12 protein-coding genes and 1 rRNA gene are annotated in these 13,455 nt (G+C 74.0%); 6 read left to right on the top strand and 7 right to left on the bottom strand.

Annotated features, from left to right (window positions below; genetic code table 11):
- Window positions 1–117 (top strand): 5S ribosomal RNA (gene rrf / locus HF526_RS24295).
- Between the two features lie 478 nt (window positions 118–595).
- Here the strand turns inward: rrf and HF526_RS24290 are convergent.
- The 3 genes from HF526_RS24290 to HF526_RS24280 are packed head-to-tail and all read right to left on the bottom strand — an operon-like array spanning window position 596 to window position 2,945.
- A complete protein-coding gene (locus HF526_RS24290; protein ID WP_211177732.1) occupies window positions 596–1,702 on the bottom strand; it encodes a quinone-dependent dihydroorotate dehydrogenase in 1,107 nt (368 codons plus the stop codon).
- A 39-nt stretch (window positions 1,703–1,741) separates the two neighbouring features.
- On the bottom strand, window positions 1,742–2,110 hold the full coding sequence (locus HF526_RS24285) for an RNA-binding S4 domain-containing protein (RefSeq protein WP_169383878.1): 369 nt from the start codon (window positions 2,108–2,110) through the stop codon (window positions 1,742–1,744).
- 37 nt (window positions 2,111–2,147) lie between these two features.
- Entirely contained in the window at window positions 2,148–2,945 is a 798-nt protein-coding gene (locus tag HF526_RS24280) for an SDR family NAD(P)-dependent oxidoreductase (RefSeq protein WP_169383877.1), read from the bottom strand.
- A 145-nt stretch (window positions 2,946–3,090) separates the two neighbouring features.
- Here HF526_RS24280 and HF526_RS24275 point away from each other — a divergent pair, with 145 nt between their 5' ends.
- On the top strand, window positions 3,091–3,972 hold the full coding sequence (locus HF526_RS24275; protein ID WP_169383876.1) for a diacylglycerol kinase family protein: 882 nt from the start codon (window positions 3,091–3,093) through the stop codon (window positions 3,970–3,972).
- Window positions 3,973–4,035: 63 nt separating this feature from the next.
- On the opposite strand, the gene aroQ is transcribed toward HF526_RS24275, so the two are convergent.
- A complete protein-coding gene (aroQ, locus tag HF526_RS24270; RefSeq protein WP_169383875.1) occupies window positions 4,036–4,488 on the bottom strand; it encodes a type II 3-dehydroquinate dehydratase in 453 nt (150 codons plus the stop codon).
- Window positions 4,489–4,821: 333 nt separating this feature from the next.
- Between aroQ and HF526_RS24265 the strand changes: the two genes are divergently transcribed.
- Window positions 4,822–6,264 (top strand): AMP-binding protein, encoded by a 1,443-nt coding sequence (locus HF526_RS24265; protein WP_338051708.1) that lies wholly within the window; start codon window positions 4,822–4,824, stop codon window positions 6,262–6,264.
- Window positions 6,265–6,307: 43 nt separating this feature from the next.
- Window positions 6,308–6,970, top strand: a complete 663-nt coding sequence (locus HF526_RS24260) for an RraA family protein (protein ID WP_169383874.1) — start codon at window positions 6,308–6,310, stop codon at window positions 6,968–6,970.
- Window positions 6,971–7,034: 64 nt separating this feature from the next.
- Here HF526_RS24260 and malQ read toward each other — a convergent pair whose 3' ends face one another.
- The gene (gene malQ, locus HF526_RS24255) at window positions 7,035–8,987 is read right to left on the bottom strand and encodes a 4-alpha-glucanotransferase (protein WP_169383873.1); all 1,953 of its coding nucleotides are present in this window, start codon (window positions 8,985–8,987) and stop codon (window positions 7,035–7,037) included.
- 62 nt (window positions 8,988–9,049) lie between these two features.
- Window positions 9,050–9,325, bottom strand: a complete 276-nt coding sequence (locus HF526_RS35695) for an early set domain-containing protein (RefSeq protein ID WP_169383872.1) — start codon at window positions 9,323–9,325, stop codon at window positions 9,050–9,052.
- A 429-nt stretch (window positions 9,326–9,754) separates the two neighbouring features.
- Here HF526_RS35695 and HF526_RS24245 point away from each other — a divergent pair, with 429 nt between their 5' ends.
- Window positions 9,755–11,617 (top strand): carboxypeptidase regulatory-like domain-containing protein, encoded by a 1,863-nt coding sequence (locus tag HF526_RS24245; RefSeq protein WP_169383871.1) that lies wholly within the window; start codon window positions 9,755–9,757, stop codon window positions 11,615–11,617.
- A gap of 144 nt (window positions 11,618–11,761) precedes the next feature.
- Window positions 11,762–12,604 carry an alpha/beta hydrolase gene (locus HF526_RS24240; RefSeq protein WP_169383870.1) on the top strand — a complete coding sequence of 281 codons (843 nt, stop codon included), beginning with the start codon at window positions 11,762–11,764 and terminating at the stop codon, window positions 12,602–12,604.
- A gap of 23 nt (window positions 12,605–12,627) precedes the next feature.
- Here the strand turns inward: HF526_RS24240 and HF526_RS24235 are convergent, their stop codons facing one another.
- On the bottom strand, window positions 12,628–13,332 hold the full coding sequence (locus HF526_RS24235; protein ID WP_169383869.1) for an acetoacetate decarboxylase family protein: 705 nt from the start codon (window positions 13,330–13,332) through the stop codon (window positions 12,628–12,630).
- Window positions 13,333–13,455: the final 123 nt, after the last annotated feature.

Below are 13,455 nucleotides of genomic sequence, written 5' to 3'. Positions count from 1 at the left end.
GTCGGTGGTCATGGCGGAGGGGAAACGCCCGGTCCCATCCCGAACCCGGAAGCTAAGCCCTCCAGCGCCGATGGTACTGCACTCGCCAGGGTGTGGGAGAGTAGGTCGCCGCCGACATCAAACCCGAAAAGAATGGGGTGTGGCCCGCCGCGGATACGCAGCGGGCCACACCCTTTTTCGGCAGCTCCCTACCGAATCGGTGGGACCATTTTTGTGGGCCTTTCGTGTCGCTGGGCCCAGGTCTGGCTCAGGTCGGTGACGCCGTGAGGGTGGCCCGGTGCCGGTTGCCGGGCTGAGGCGTGTAGCCGGTTCCCGCCACTGCAGTTGCGATGGAGCCGCAAGCCGGAGCACAGCGTTCCGTGGCCAGGGCCGGCGCCGCGACGAACGCGGCGACCCTTCTGACCCCGCTTCGGTGGTGCCGCGCGGCGACAGCGCTGCTCGCGATCATGTGCTGCTCGCCGAGCCGGTCCCCGGCCGGGCTGAGTGAGCCGACTGGAGAATGACCGCCTCGTCATGTCAACGCGGTCTGGTGCTCCCGACGATCTGGGCAGGGCGGCGGCCGCAGAGCGCGGCTCGGCGCCACGGCGGTGGCCTGTCAGCCCCGGGCGTCGGCGCCCACGGCGTCCGCGATGCTGGAGAACCCGTCGGCACGCAGCAGCGCAGCCAGCTCGCGGTTGATCCGGGTGGGCCACCGTGCGCCGCCGTAGATGAATCCGGTGTAGGCCTGGACCAGGGATGCCCCGGCGCGGATCCGCTGGTAGGCGTCCTGGGCCGTCTCGATACCGCCCACCGACACGATCGTCATCGACGGTCCCATGCGTGCCCGCAACCGGCGTACGACCGCCAGTGCCGACGCCGCGAGGGGACGTCCGGAGACCCCGCCGGCTCCGATCTCGGCCAGTGTGGCCGCGGGCGTCGTGAGCCCCGCCCGGGACGTCGTGGTGTTGGTGGCGACCACCCCGTCCAAACCCAGCCGCACGGCCATGTCCGCCACTGCGTCGATGTCCTCGTCAGCGAGGTCGGTCGTGATCTTCACGAGCAGCGGGACGCGGCGCCCGGGAACCGCCCGCTCCAGAGCTTCGCGGACCGCGGTCAGCAACGGCTCGAGGACCTCGACCTGCTGCAGATCCCGCAGCCCCGGAGTATTGGGCGAGCTGACGTTCACGACGAGGTAGTCGGCCGACGGGCCGAGGATCGTCGTGCTGCGCACGTAGTCGTCGATCGCCTGGTCCGCAGTGGCGACCTTGCTCTTGCCGATGTTGACGCCGATGACCAGCGGCTCGCCGTCGGTGGCGCGCAGCCTGCGCAACCGCCACCCGACGACCTCGGCGCCGGAGTTGTTGAACCCCATCCGGTTGACCAACGCCCGGTCGTCGGGCAGCCGGAACAGACGGGGCTGCGGATTGCCCGGCTGCGGCAGCGCCGTCACCGTACCGACCTCGACGAAGTCGAACCCGAGCCGGGCCAGTGCCCGGGCGCCTTCGGCGTCCTTGTCGAACCCGGCGGCGAGGCCGAGCGGACCCGGGAAGTCGATGCCCAGCACGCGGGTGCGCAGGACCGGGTCGCGCTGCCCACGCAGCGCGGCCCACAGTCCACCCGCCGCGGCGGGTCCGGCGGCGAGCCGGATCAGGGCGAAGGCGAATCTGTGCGCGAGCTCGGCGGGGATGCGCCGGAGCACCAGCCGGAACAGCAGGTCGTACATACGCCCCATCTTCGTCGGGCGCCCCGAGCGGCCTGACGGTCAGGGTCCGCCGAAGTCCTTCAGCTGGTCGAGCATGCGGCGGTCGCGTTTGGTCGGGCGGCCCGCTCCGCGGTCGCGGCGGGCCACCGGGACGGCGGCCTCCGGGGGCGCGACGGGCGTGTTGTCGATGTAGCAGCGCACGGCCTCCGGGGCCCCCACCCGCTTCTCGATGACCCGGGTGACCTCGACGATCCGCGTGGTGTCGTGCACCCGGGCCCGGACGGTGTCGCCGACATGCACCGGCGTCGCCGGTTTGGCGGGCTTGTCGTTGACCCGGACATGGCCGCCGCGGCACGCGGCCGCGGCGTCCGAACGGGTCTTCGTCAGCCGGACCGACCACAACCAGCGGTCCAGGCGGGTCGACTCCATCAGTCGATGATGACGGACGGCACCGACCGGCTGCAGGTCAGTAATGGATGACGCCGGGGGTACCGCCGCCCGCGGCGATCGCGTCTCCGTTGACGGCGACGCTGCGCGGCGAGGCCAGGAACGTCACCACGTCGGCGACCTCCTCGGCGGTGATGAGCCGGCCGACGGTCGTGGTCGCGGCGAGCAGCGCCTCCGCCTCCTCCTCGGTGACGTCCCGTGCCCGGGCAAGCTCGGCGATCATGGCGGGTGTGCGCTCGGTGACGGTGAGGCCGGGGTGCACGACGGTGACGTTGATGCCCTTCGGGCCGAGTTCGGCAGCCAGCGCCCCGGTCATCGCAGCGACGGCGACGTTGCGCACCGCGCCGACCAGCGAGGCCGACTTGCGCGCGTTGAGGCCACTGACGTTGATGATGCGGCCCCAGCCCTGCTCGATCATGTACGGGGCCACCGCGCGGGCGCAGCGCAGGTAGCCGAGCAGCTTGGTCTCCAACTCGATCCGGACGTCGTCGTCGGTCAGCCCGGCCAGTGAGGGCGTGGGACCGGCGCTGGCCGGGCGGGCGGCGGCGTTGACCAGGATGTCGATCCCGCCCATCTGCTCGGCCGCGGTCCGCACCATGCCCCGTACCGACTCGTCGTCGGCGGTGTCGGCGACCAGCGCCAGGGCCCGCCCGCCGTGCCGGGCCACGTCGGTCGCAGCGGCCTGGAGGGTGTCGGGATGGCGCGCGATGAGAGCGACGTCGACGCCCTCGGCGGCCAATGCGTCGGCGATGGCGAACCCGATGCCGCGACTGCCACCGGTGACGACCGCACGCTTGCCGGTCAGCTGGAGATCCATGTCGTCACTCTGCTCCCCGCTGATGATCACGCACAGCGGGCATCGGTGTTGCCGATGTTCGATCCGCGTCATCACGCCGGCGGCTACCGGCTGCGCGGTCGCACCGAGCCCGGCACGGCGTCCGATTCGCCCGTAAGGTGCCGCGGTGGCCGTTGCCTTCGACTCCGTGGTAATCGTGTTCAATCCGAACAGCACCGGTGACGCCGAACGGCTGGCGAACCAGCTCGGTACCGCGCTGAGCCGGCGCCGGCCCGAGCTCCCGGTCGAGCTGCGGCCCACCGAGCGCGCCGGGCACGCCCGGGAGATCGCCCGTGAGGTCGCGTCGTCGGGACGGCCGCTGATCGTCTCGGTGAGCGGGGACGGCGGCTACAACGAGGTCGTCGACGGCGTCATGCAGGCCCCAGGCGCTCGTGCCGTCTGTGCCGTGCTCGCCGCGGGCAACGCCAACGACCACCGCCGCGTCACCCGGGAACGCCCGCTCGCCGACTCGATCCTGGCGGGCGAGGTGCGGCGGATGGACCTGCTGCGGCTCACCGTCGGCGACGGGCCGGGCGCGGTCACGCGGTACGCGCACTCCTACATCGGCCTGGGCATCACACCGGTGGTCGCACTCGAGCTGGAGAAGGGCGGCAAGGGCTCGTTCCGCGAGATCGTCACCACCATTCGGGCGTTCGCCCGCTTCCGGCCCTTCGAGATCGAGGTCGCCGACGGCCCGCGCAGTTTCGACAGCCTGGTGTTCGCCAACATCGCCGAGATGGCCAAGTACGCCACGCTCAGCGCGGGCGGCCGCCCCGACGACGGCCGGTTCGAGGTGGTGCTGCTGCCGCACACCGCCAAGTGGCGGGTGCTGGGCACAGCGCTCAAGGCCGCGTTCCGGGGCCTCGGCCGGCAGCCCAGCGTCGGCGACTACCGGTTTCGCACGATCAAGCCGATGCCGCTGCAGATCGACGGCGAGGTGATGGAGCTCGACGCCGGCAGCCCGGTGACCGTCGACATCGCGGCGGGCGCGCTGGAGACCGTCGTCTGAGCGCTTCGCCAGTTGTGCGCGACCGTGGAGTTGACGGCGCTGCTCGCGATCTTGCTCCGAGCGTCACTCCTGCACGAGCCGGTGCAGACCCTGGATGGCCAGCGCGTAGCCGTGCACGCCGAAGCCCACCACGATGCCGCGAGCCACCGGCGAGAGGTACGAGTGGTGCCGGAACTCCTCGCGCCGGTGCACGTTCGAGATGTGCACCTCGATCACCGGGACGCTCGCTCCCTCGATCGCGTCGTGCAGAGCGACGGAGGTGTGGGTGTACGCGCCGGCGTTCACGACCGCGCCGATCGACCGGCCGGCCGCGACCTCGGCGCCCGCCTCGTGCAGCCAGTCGACCAGCTGACCCTCGTGATTGGACTGCCGGAAGTCGACCGTCAGCCCGAGCCCGCCGGCCACCTCCCCGCACAGCTTCTCGACATCCGCCAGCGTCGTCGTGCCGTAGACCTCGGGATTGCGGGTACCCAGCAGGTTCAGGTTCGGGCCGTTGAGGACGAACACGGTGGTCATGGGTCCAGTCTCCCGGCCCGGGGGCCGCCGGCCGCCGACGGGTGGCTCGGGCGCATCGCCGGCGGCACCGGCGAAGCGGTCGCGTAACGATGTCGTGCCGCATACCGCTAGTCCAGTAGGGGCGGCTCATCACGTCCTGCGGCGCGAGCCGGGCACAGACGACCGGGGGGTCGAGAATGCAGCCGGCCGGTCGGCTGCGCACATCCGCAGACCGCCCGGCCGGCTGAGCCCGCCGGCGTTGCTCTTCGCGATGCGCTGCGCGAAGGTGGCGGGCATGGTGACGGTGGCATTCCCGGTCCTGGTTCCTGCGAACGCCACCGGACGGCAGGCCGCGTGAGCACCGCACTGGGCGCCGGCCTGCGCGCCCTCGCCGCCGCTACCCCCGCCGCGCCCGCGCTGTCCGACGACGAGCAGCGGATCACCCGCGCCGACCTCGAGGAACGCACCAACCGGCTGGCCCGGGTCTTCGCCGCCCACGGGGTCCGGCGCGGGTCGCTGGTGTCGATCGCGCTGCCCAACGGGGTCCGGCACGTCGAGGCGTCGGTGGCGGCGTGGAAGCTGGGTGCGGTGCCGCAGCCGGTGTCGCACCGGCTCCCACCCGGCGAACTCGACGCGCTGCTCGCCGTGGCCGACCCCGCCCTGGTCGTCGGGCTACGGCCCACCGACGGGCGGTCGTGGCTGCCGGGCGACCACGACGCATCGGCGGAGTCCGCGGCGCCGTTGCCCGACGTGATCGGCCCGTCGTGGAAGGCACCCACCTCCGGCGGCAGCACCGGCCGCCCGAAGATCATCGTCTCGGGTCAGGACGCGAGCATCGAGGCCGTGGTGGCGCGGGCGCCGTCGCTGCGCATCGACCGCGACGGCGTGATGCTGTGCACCGCGCCGCTCTATCACAACGCACCGTTCATGTTCTCCCTGCTCGCGCTGCTGCAGGGCCATCACGTCGTGCTCATGCGCCGGTTCGACGCCGAACGCACGCTGGGCCTCGTCGAGCAGCATCGCGTCACCTGGCTCTACGTCGTGCCGACGATGATGGGCCGGATGCTGCGGCTGCCCGAGCCGGTGCGCCGGGCCGCTGACCTGTCGTCGTTGCGCACCGTGCTGCACGTCGGGGCGCCGTGCCCACCGCACGTGAAACGCGGCTGGATCGACTGGTGCGGTCCGGAGAAGCTGCTCGAGCTGTACTCCGGGACCGAGGCGCAGGCCAACGCGATGATCGACGGCCGGGAGTGGCTGGCTCACCCGGGCTCGGTCGGGCAGGTCAAGGCCGGGCGGATGAAGGTGTGCGACGCCGAGGGCCGCGAGCTGCCGCCCGGGGAGATCGGCGAGATCTGGATGCGGCCCGCCGACGACCGGCCCACCTACCACTACATCGGCGCCGAGCCCCGCGAGCGCGACGGCTGGGAATCGCTCGGCGACATGGGCCACTTCGATGCCGACGGCTATCTCTACCTCGCCGACCGGCGGACCGACATGATCCTCGTGGGCGGCGCGAACGTATACCCGGCCGAGGTGGAGGCCGCGCTGTCCGAGCATCCCGCGGTGCTCAGCAGCGCGGTGATCGGGCTGCCGGACGACGACTACGGCAACGTCGTGCACGCGATCGTCCAGCCCGGTGCCCCGGTCGACGCGGACGCGCTGTCGGCCCACCTCGCCGACCGGTTGGCCCCCTACAAGATCCCGCGGACGATCGAGTTCACCGAGGAGGCCGTGCGCGACGACGCGGGCAAGGTGCGCCGCAGCGCCCTGCGGGCCGCTCGCCTCCCGGCGGTCTGATCCGCGGTGGGCTTTCGGCTCGTCACCCACCACGATGTCGGGCATGTCCTCCATGAACGAGCTGATCGAGCGGTTGCGCGCGGTACAGGTGTCCTCGCTGTGCGATGCGGACAAGACACTGCCGGTGGTCGACCCGCAGGTGCGGGCGATGCTGCCGGGCAGCACGGTCGTCGGCCCGGCGTTCACCGTCGTCGCGCACGACGACCACCTGCCGCTGCTCGTCGCGCTGCGGGCGGCCGAGCCCGGCTCGGTGCTGGTGGTGGCCACCGACGGGCACCGGCGTGCGGTCTCGGGTGAACTGTTCGCGACAGAGGCGCACCGCCGCGGGCTGGCCGGCATCGTGATCGACGGCTACTGCCGGGACATGCGCGGGCTGCGCACCATCGGGCTGCCGGTCTACGCCCGCGGGGCGACCCCGATGTCGGGCAGCACCCGCGATCCCGGCACGTTCGGCAAGCCGGTGCTCATCGGCGGGGTCGAGGTGGCTGCCGGTGATCTCGTGGTGGGTGACGACGACGGGCTCGTCATCGCGCCGCCCGACCGGCTCGCGGCCGCGCTGCCCGGGGCCGAGGAGATCGAGCGCGCCGAACGGGCCCTGCTCGACGGGATGGCCGGCGGCCGCAGCCTGCACGAGATGACCACCGTCGACGAGCATCTGCGCGCGCTCGCCGCGGGCGAGAACAGCGTGCTCGGCTTCACCGTCTGAGGGCGGGAGCCGCCCGCGCCCGTCGATCCACAGTTGTTCCCCATGTGGACAACCGGTGGATGGATCACGGGCGACGGCGGCGGAACTCCTCGACGACGGCGACGACGCGCCGATCGGCGCGCAGCTCCTCGAGGGTGAGCGGGAGCGGCAGCCGCCAGTTCGGGTACTCGTCGACGGTCCCGGGCAGGTTGGGCTGGCGGGTCTCGCCGATCACGTCGTAGGGCGAGATCAGCGCGAGCCGGCACCGGCTGCGGGCCAGCAGTGCGTGCATCCCGACGACGATCTCCTGCTCGGGCGCGTCGGCCGATGCCACCACCCCCTCCGCGACCAGCAGCGCCACCAGTTCGTCGCGCTCCGCGGCCGCCTTCTCCTTCTCCGCCGCGACGTCGTCGAGCAGGTCGAGGTCCGCGCGGGCCCGCACGTGCTCGCCGCGCAGGAACCCCGACGCCGTCGGCAGGTCGTGCGTCGACACCGTGGCCACCGCCTCGGCCGGCCACTGCTCCGGGGGCAGCAGCGGCGCACCGGGGGCCTCGTGGTCGCGGGCGAACCAGAGCACCGTCGAGCCGAGCATGTGTCGCTCGGCCAGGGCCTCGGTCACCTCGGGCTCCACCGTGCCGAGGTCCTCGCCGATCACCAGCGCGTCCGCCCGGGAGGCCTCCAGGGTGAGCACGGCGAGCATCGCCTCGGCGTCGTAGTGCACGTAGGTCCCCCGGTCGGCCGACTCGCCCGGCGGCACCCACCACAGCCGGAACAGCCCCGCGACGTGGTCGATGCGCAGCCCGTCGGCGTGCGCGAGCAGCGCCCGCAGCAGGTCCCGGTAGGCGGCGTACCCGGTCGCGGCGAGCACGTCCGGGCGCCACGGCGGCAGCCCCCACGCCTGGCCGCGCTGGTTGAACGCGTCCGGCGGGGCCCCGACCGTCACGTCGAGCGCGAGCGCGTCCTGCAGCGCCCACGCGTCGGCGCCCTCCGGATCGCAGCCCACGGCCAGGTCGTGGATCACGCCCAGCCGCATCCCGGCGGCGCGGGCCGCGTCCCGGACACCGGCGAGCTGTGCCCCGACCTGCTGCTGCACCCACGCGTGGAACGCCACCCGGGGTGCCAGCTCCCGCCGGGCCGCCGCGACGGCGTCGTTCGCCGGGTGCCGCAGCGCCTCCGGCCAGCGGCTCCAGCGCCCGCCGTAGCGCTCGGCGAGCGCGCAGAACGTGGCGAAGTCGCGCAGATCGTCATCGACCGCGGGGGCGGGCCTGCCCACGGAGCGCCACAGCAGCTCCAGCGCCGAACGCTTGGCCGCCCACACCCGGTCGTGGGCGATCCGGTCGCCGACCGTCTCCGGCCGCAGCGCGTCGACCTCGGCACGGGTCGCGGCGTCCGCACGTGCATACGCGTCGAGGTCGGTGACGCGCAGTGCGAGCGGCGTCGCGAACCGCCGGCTCGACGGCGTGTACGGCGACGGCTGCACCGGCGGCACCGGGGTGATCGCGTGCAGCGGGTTGAGCAGCACCGCGCCCGCCCCGTGCCCGCGCCCGGTCCAGTCGACGAACTCGCGCAGGTCACCGAGATCGCCGATGCCCCACGAGCCGCGCGAGTGCAGCGCGTACAGCTGCAGCATCCAACCCCAGGACCGCGGCGGATCGGGCAGCGCCGGGGGCGCGACGACCACCGTGCTCCGCTGCCCGCCCATCTCCAGCCGGTAGTAGCCCGGCGTCAACCCGGACGGTAGCCCGGCGGCGACGTCACGGCGGGCCCCCGACTCGTCGACGAGGACACCGGGGCCCGGCAGGAGGTACGCCCGGTCGGTGCGCAGTGCGATCGTGCCCGGCAGGACGCCGTCGGCGGCGCGTTCCCGCGCCGCGGCGAGCGCGGCGCGGCGGGCCTCCGGGGTGCTGGCGTCCACCTCCAGCAGCCCGAGCACCCGGATGACGACCTCCGGGTCGACCGTCACCGGTCGCCGGTCACCGTCGCGGTAGGTGGTGGCCACGCCGTGCGCGTCGGCCAGCTCGATGAGGTCCCTGTCCACGCCGCTCTCTTCCCCGTCGCGGCCCGCGCGACACGGATCCGGCCGGGGTGCCGGCCTGTCGGTCAGACCACGAGGATCGTGTCCGACCCGTCCCGGTCGGCGACGTCGGGGTCGTTGAACCAGTGGCCGTTCTCGCCGAGGTAGCGGAACCGCAGCCGGGTGCCGCGCGGCACCGTGACCGACGCGGACCGGGTGCCGTTGGTCCGGCGGCGCATCTCGTGCTGGCCGGGCTTCCAGTCGTTGAAGTCGCCGACGACGCTGCATCGCCCGGTGATCGGGCCCAGAGGCAGCGCGAACGTCACCTTGACGTCGCCGGCGGCGGGGGCGATTCGGATCACGACGGTCTCCTTCGCTGGGAGGGCGTGCCACGGCAGCCTGCCCGAGCCGAATCCCGGCGTCGCGGCGACGCGCCGGGGCATGCCGTGACCGTCGTGTTACCGGTCGCCGAAATCGGCGTGGCGCCCTCCGGCGTGTCGCAGCAGGGCCACGAGGCCATGCCGGAGCGGCTCCGAACAGGTCTGTCCACGGCGACGGAACGACCGTGAGCTGCGGCGATGCCGAGGAGTCCGATGTGGCCGAGGATGATCACGCGCCCGGTGACGGTGAACGACGGATGCTAACGTTTTCCGGGCGGGCCACCGCGGCCCGGCGTGCCCCGGCAGCAGCGAGAACCGGATATCCGCGCCGTCCTCGCGGCCGCTCCCTCCGGATCCCGCCGAACGCCGCACGCTGAGATCTCAGGATCCTGTGGCGAGGAGAGACCGGCGATGAAAGCGATGGGCCTGATCGGACTGATCCTCGGCCTCCTGGTGATCGTCGGTCTCCTGGTCCTGGTCCTGGTACTGCGTACGCGCCGCGTTGCGAACACAGCCGTCGCCGATCCGGGCCGGCCGCGGACGGTCGCCGAGCTCGTGCAGAGCCGGGCCGCCGCTGCGCAGCCCCAGACACCCGTCGCCGCAGCTCCGGTCGAGCCCGGGGCCGACGAGCCCGCGACCGCCGAGAAGCCGGCCACCGAGGTCGAGCCTGCCGCGAAGCCGGTGCGCGCCGCCGCCGACGAACAGACCCCGATCGCCGAGGCCGCCGACGAGCCGGCGCCGCCGGAGCCCGTGGCGCCCGCCGAACCGGTTGCGGTGCAGGCCCCCCGGGATGCGACGTCGATCGGCCCACCGTGGGGCCGGGTGCCCGACGGGAGCCTGACGCTGCCGACGAGCGCCCCGCCGGTCCCGCCCGCGGTGATGGCACGGGTGGTGCCCCGGGCCGCCGCGCCGCCCCCGCCGGTCGCATTCAGCGTGCTGCCCGAGCCCGCCGAGCCTCCGGCGCGCACCGCGCAGGAGCTTGCCGTTGCGCCGGCCGCTGCCCGGACGCCTGCCGTCCTCGACGCCGAGGAGCCGGACACCGCCGCGGCCCACGAGGCAGCCACCCGTACCGCGCCCGCGGCAGTCGGCCCGGTCGTGCCCGCGGCAGCCGTGGCCGCCGTGGCTGCCGCAGCTGGCGACGAGCCCGCCGGCGCAGTGGCGGAGGCCGAGGAGACCGCACTGCCCACGTCTGCGGCAGCCGAGCCGGCCACCGACGACTGGTCCCGGTTCACCGACTGGGCCGACATCGACGCCGGCGAGGACAACGGGCCCGCCGCCCCGTCCACCCCGCCGGATCCGACGCCACCCTTCGGGCTCGCCGTCGTACCACCCGTGAGCCTGCCCGCTCCCGACGCACCGGCGGCTGACCCTGCGCCGAACGCCCCCGGACGCGCCGACGGCGCCGTCCCGGAGCCGACCACCGCGCCGGAGCCGACCACCGCGCCGGAGCCGACCGCCACGGCGCCTGCCGCCACCGCGCCGGGCGGCGCCGCGTCGCCCTCGGGCGCCGCCGGAGGCCCGCGGGCCCGCCTCACCCCGCACGAGCGCGCCGCCGCCCGCGCCGCGGCCCGCGAGGCCCAGCAGGACGCCGTCGACCTCTCGCTGCTGCGGACTCTCGGATTCGCCGACCCGAACCCGCGCCCCGGCGCGGCCTCGGTCGTCTCGCTGGCCGCCGCCACCCCTTCGGAGGCCGAGCTCGACGAGCCGGCCGAGGATGCCCAGCCCGTCCGGTTCCGCATCGTCTGCCGTGATGCCCTGCCCGTCCCGGACGCCGCGGTGGCCCTGCTCGACGGTCGTGGCCGCGAGGCCGGCAACGGCGTCGCCGACGTGGACGGTCGTGGCGTCGTGCTCGCTCCGCGACCCGGCAGCTACGTGCTGGTCTCCTCGGCGCCCGACCACCAGCCGGGCGCGGTCGCCGTCACGGTCCACGGTGAGCCGCTGGAGGTCGAGGTGCTCCTCATCCGCTCCGGTTCGGTTGCCGGTGTGGTGCGGGGCCGGGACGCCGCCCCCGTGGAGGGCGCCACCGTCACGCTGCTGCAGGACGGTGAGGTCGTCGGGAGCGTCCACACCGGACCGGCCGGCCGGTACCGGATCAGTGATCTCGCGACCGGGGAGTACACCCTGGCCGTCGCCGCACCGCGGCACGACCCGGTCGCGGCGGTCGTCCGGGTCCCGGAACAGGCCGAGGTGGAGCACGACGTCGTGGTCGTGCGGGTGACGGGGCTGGATGACACCCCCGGCGGCCGGTTCCGCGACGCCGTCCGCCCGGTCTGAATCCGAGAGCGGGCTGCGGCCCAGGGCGCGGGGGTCCGGGCACCGGTCGCGGGTCCCGGCAGAACGACCCGGTTCAGCCTGATCGCCGGCCGCGCCCGACCGGATAGGTTCCCGCGGACGAACGGGCCGACGGACGGGGTGGGCATGGGAACGCAGCAGGTCGAAGGGCGGCTGGCCGGGGTCGGCGGGATCGAGCTGTTCTGGCAGGGCTGGCTGCCCGGCAACGGCGTGGCGCCGACCGGGGTGCTGCTGGTCTGCCACGGCCTCGGCGAGCACTCCGGGCGCTACGGCAACGTCGTCGAGACGCTGGTCCCCGACGGCTGGGCCGTCTACGGGGTGGACCACCGTGGGCACGGCCGCTCGGGCGGCCGCCGCGCGCACCTGGCCCGCTACACCGACTTCCTCACCGACTACGACACCTTCCGCCGGCACGTCGTCGCCCGGCACGAGGGCCTGCCGGTGTTCCTGCTCGGACACAGCATGGGCGGCCAGATCGCGCTGGCCTACGCGCTCGACCACCAGGACGACCTGCGCGGCCTCGTGCTGTCGGCGCCTGCGCTGGCCAGCAACGCGGTCCCGAAGGCCGCCGTGCCGGTGCTGAAGCTGCTGGCGCGGGTCGCCCCGACGCTGCGCCCGGCCGGGATCGACGGCACGAAGATCAGTAAGGACCCGGCCGTCGTCGCCGCGTACCGGGCCGATGCGCTCGTCTACGACGGCAACCCGACCCTGGGCCTGTCCTCCGCGCTGTTCGCGCAGTTCGACCTGCTGCCCGAGCGGGCCCGGGCGCTGCGGCTGCCACTGCTGCTCCAGCACGGCACCGCCGACGTGCTCACCGAGCCCGCCGGCAGCCGGCTGCTGGAGTCGACGAGCGGCTCTCCGGACCAGACCGTGCGCTGGTACGACGGTCTCTGGCACGAGATCTACAACGAGCCGGAGCGTGAGCGCCCCCTGACCGACCTGCGCGACTGGCTGACGGCCCACCGCTGAGCCCACGCCGGCAGGCCGGTAGCTCAGCGGGGGGTCGCGGTTGCGGGATCCATGTCGAAGGCGACGTGGTCGACGATCGTCGTGACCAACGGGCGGCGGGGAAGGCCGATGGCGCGCAGCTCGTCGGCCATCGGGTGCCCGCTGCCCAGCACGACGCGCGCGGCGCCGAACCCGAGCCGCGTCCCGCGGGCCCGCAGCCGCACCCCGCTGTGCAGCACCGTGTCCCCGCGCGGGGCGAGCGCGGTCAGGGAACCGGGCACGGTGAAGGGCAGCCGCCCGGGGAGCGTGCTCAGCGACGCGCTCAGCACGTGCCTGTCGTCCTCGGCGAGGTGGCAGTCGGCGTGCCGGCCGGCGATGTCGAGCTCGGCACGACCCAGCCACTTGGGCAGTCCCCATAGGGCGCGTCCCGTCTCCATCGTGAAGGTCTGGGTCACCGGGAGCTGGTGGATGTAGGGGCCGGTGCGGCCGCGGTGCCGGGCGAGCAGCGCGACGCCGACCTCGTCGTAGTCCCGGAGATCATTGATCTTGTAGTCGATGAAGACGAGGAACAGCGGCGTCCGGCCGGCGACCGAGACCAGCTCCAGACCGGTGCCGCCGATCAGTCGGCGCGCCCGATCGGCCCGGACGAGGTACGTTGCGCACGCCACCGCTGCATCGGTGATCCGGACCGGGAAGCCGATGCGGCGCCCCCGGATCTGCCAGCTGCCGTCGTCGAGCAGGATCGCCACGGCGCCATCCTGGCCGAACCGCCGCAGCCGCGGAACAGGCGGGACGGGTCGCCGGCGGCCCGGGCGGCCCACGACGTGCCGGGCGGATCGGGAACTGGCACGCTGGCGCTTGACGGGTACGCA

The organism is Pseudonocardia acidicola (assembly GCF_012911935.1).
In the GTDB taxonomy this organism is placed as follows: Bacteria; Actinomycetota; Actinomycetes; order Mycobacteriales; family Pseudonocardiaceae; genus Pseudonocardia; species Pseudonocardia acidicola.
This window is presented reverse-complemented; position numbering and strand designations above follow the sequence as displayed.

Excerpts from the sequence above, each read along its gene's own strand:
- HF526_RS24290 (WP_211177732.1), bottom strand. The coding sequence starts at position 1,702 with ATGTACGACCTGCTGTTCCGGCTGGTGCTCCGGCGCATCCCCGCCGAG.
- HF526_RS24285 (WP_169383878.1), bottom strand. The coding sequence starts at position 2,110 with ATGGAGTCGACCCGCCTGGACCGCTGGTTGTGGTCGGTCCGGCTGACG.
- HF526_RS24280 (WP_169383877.1), bottom strand. The coding sequence starts at position 2,945 with ATGGATCTCCAGCTGACCGGCAAGCGTGCGGTCGTCACCGGTGGCAGT.
- aroQ (WP_169383875.1), bottom strand. The coding sequence starts at position 4,488 with ATGACCACCGTGTTCGTCCTCAACGGCCCGAACCTGAACCTGCTGGGT.
- HF526_RS24260 (WP_169383874.1), top strand. The coding sequence starts at position 6,308 with ATGTCCTCCATGAACGAGCTGATCGAGCGGTTGCGCGCGGTACAGGTG.
- HF526_RS24245 (WP_169383871.1), top strand. The coding sequence starts at position 9,755 with ATGAAAGCGATGGGCCTGATCGGACTGATCCTCGGCCTCCTGGTGATC.
- HF526_RS24240 (WP_169383870.1), top strand. The coding sequence starts at position 11,762 with ATGGGAACGCAGCAGGTCGAAGGGCGGCTGGCCGGGGTCGGCGGGATC.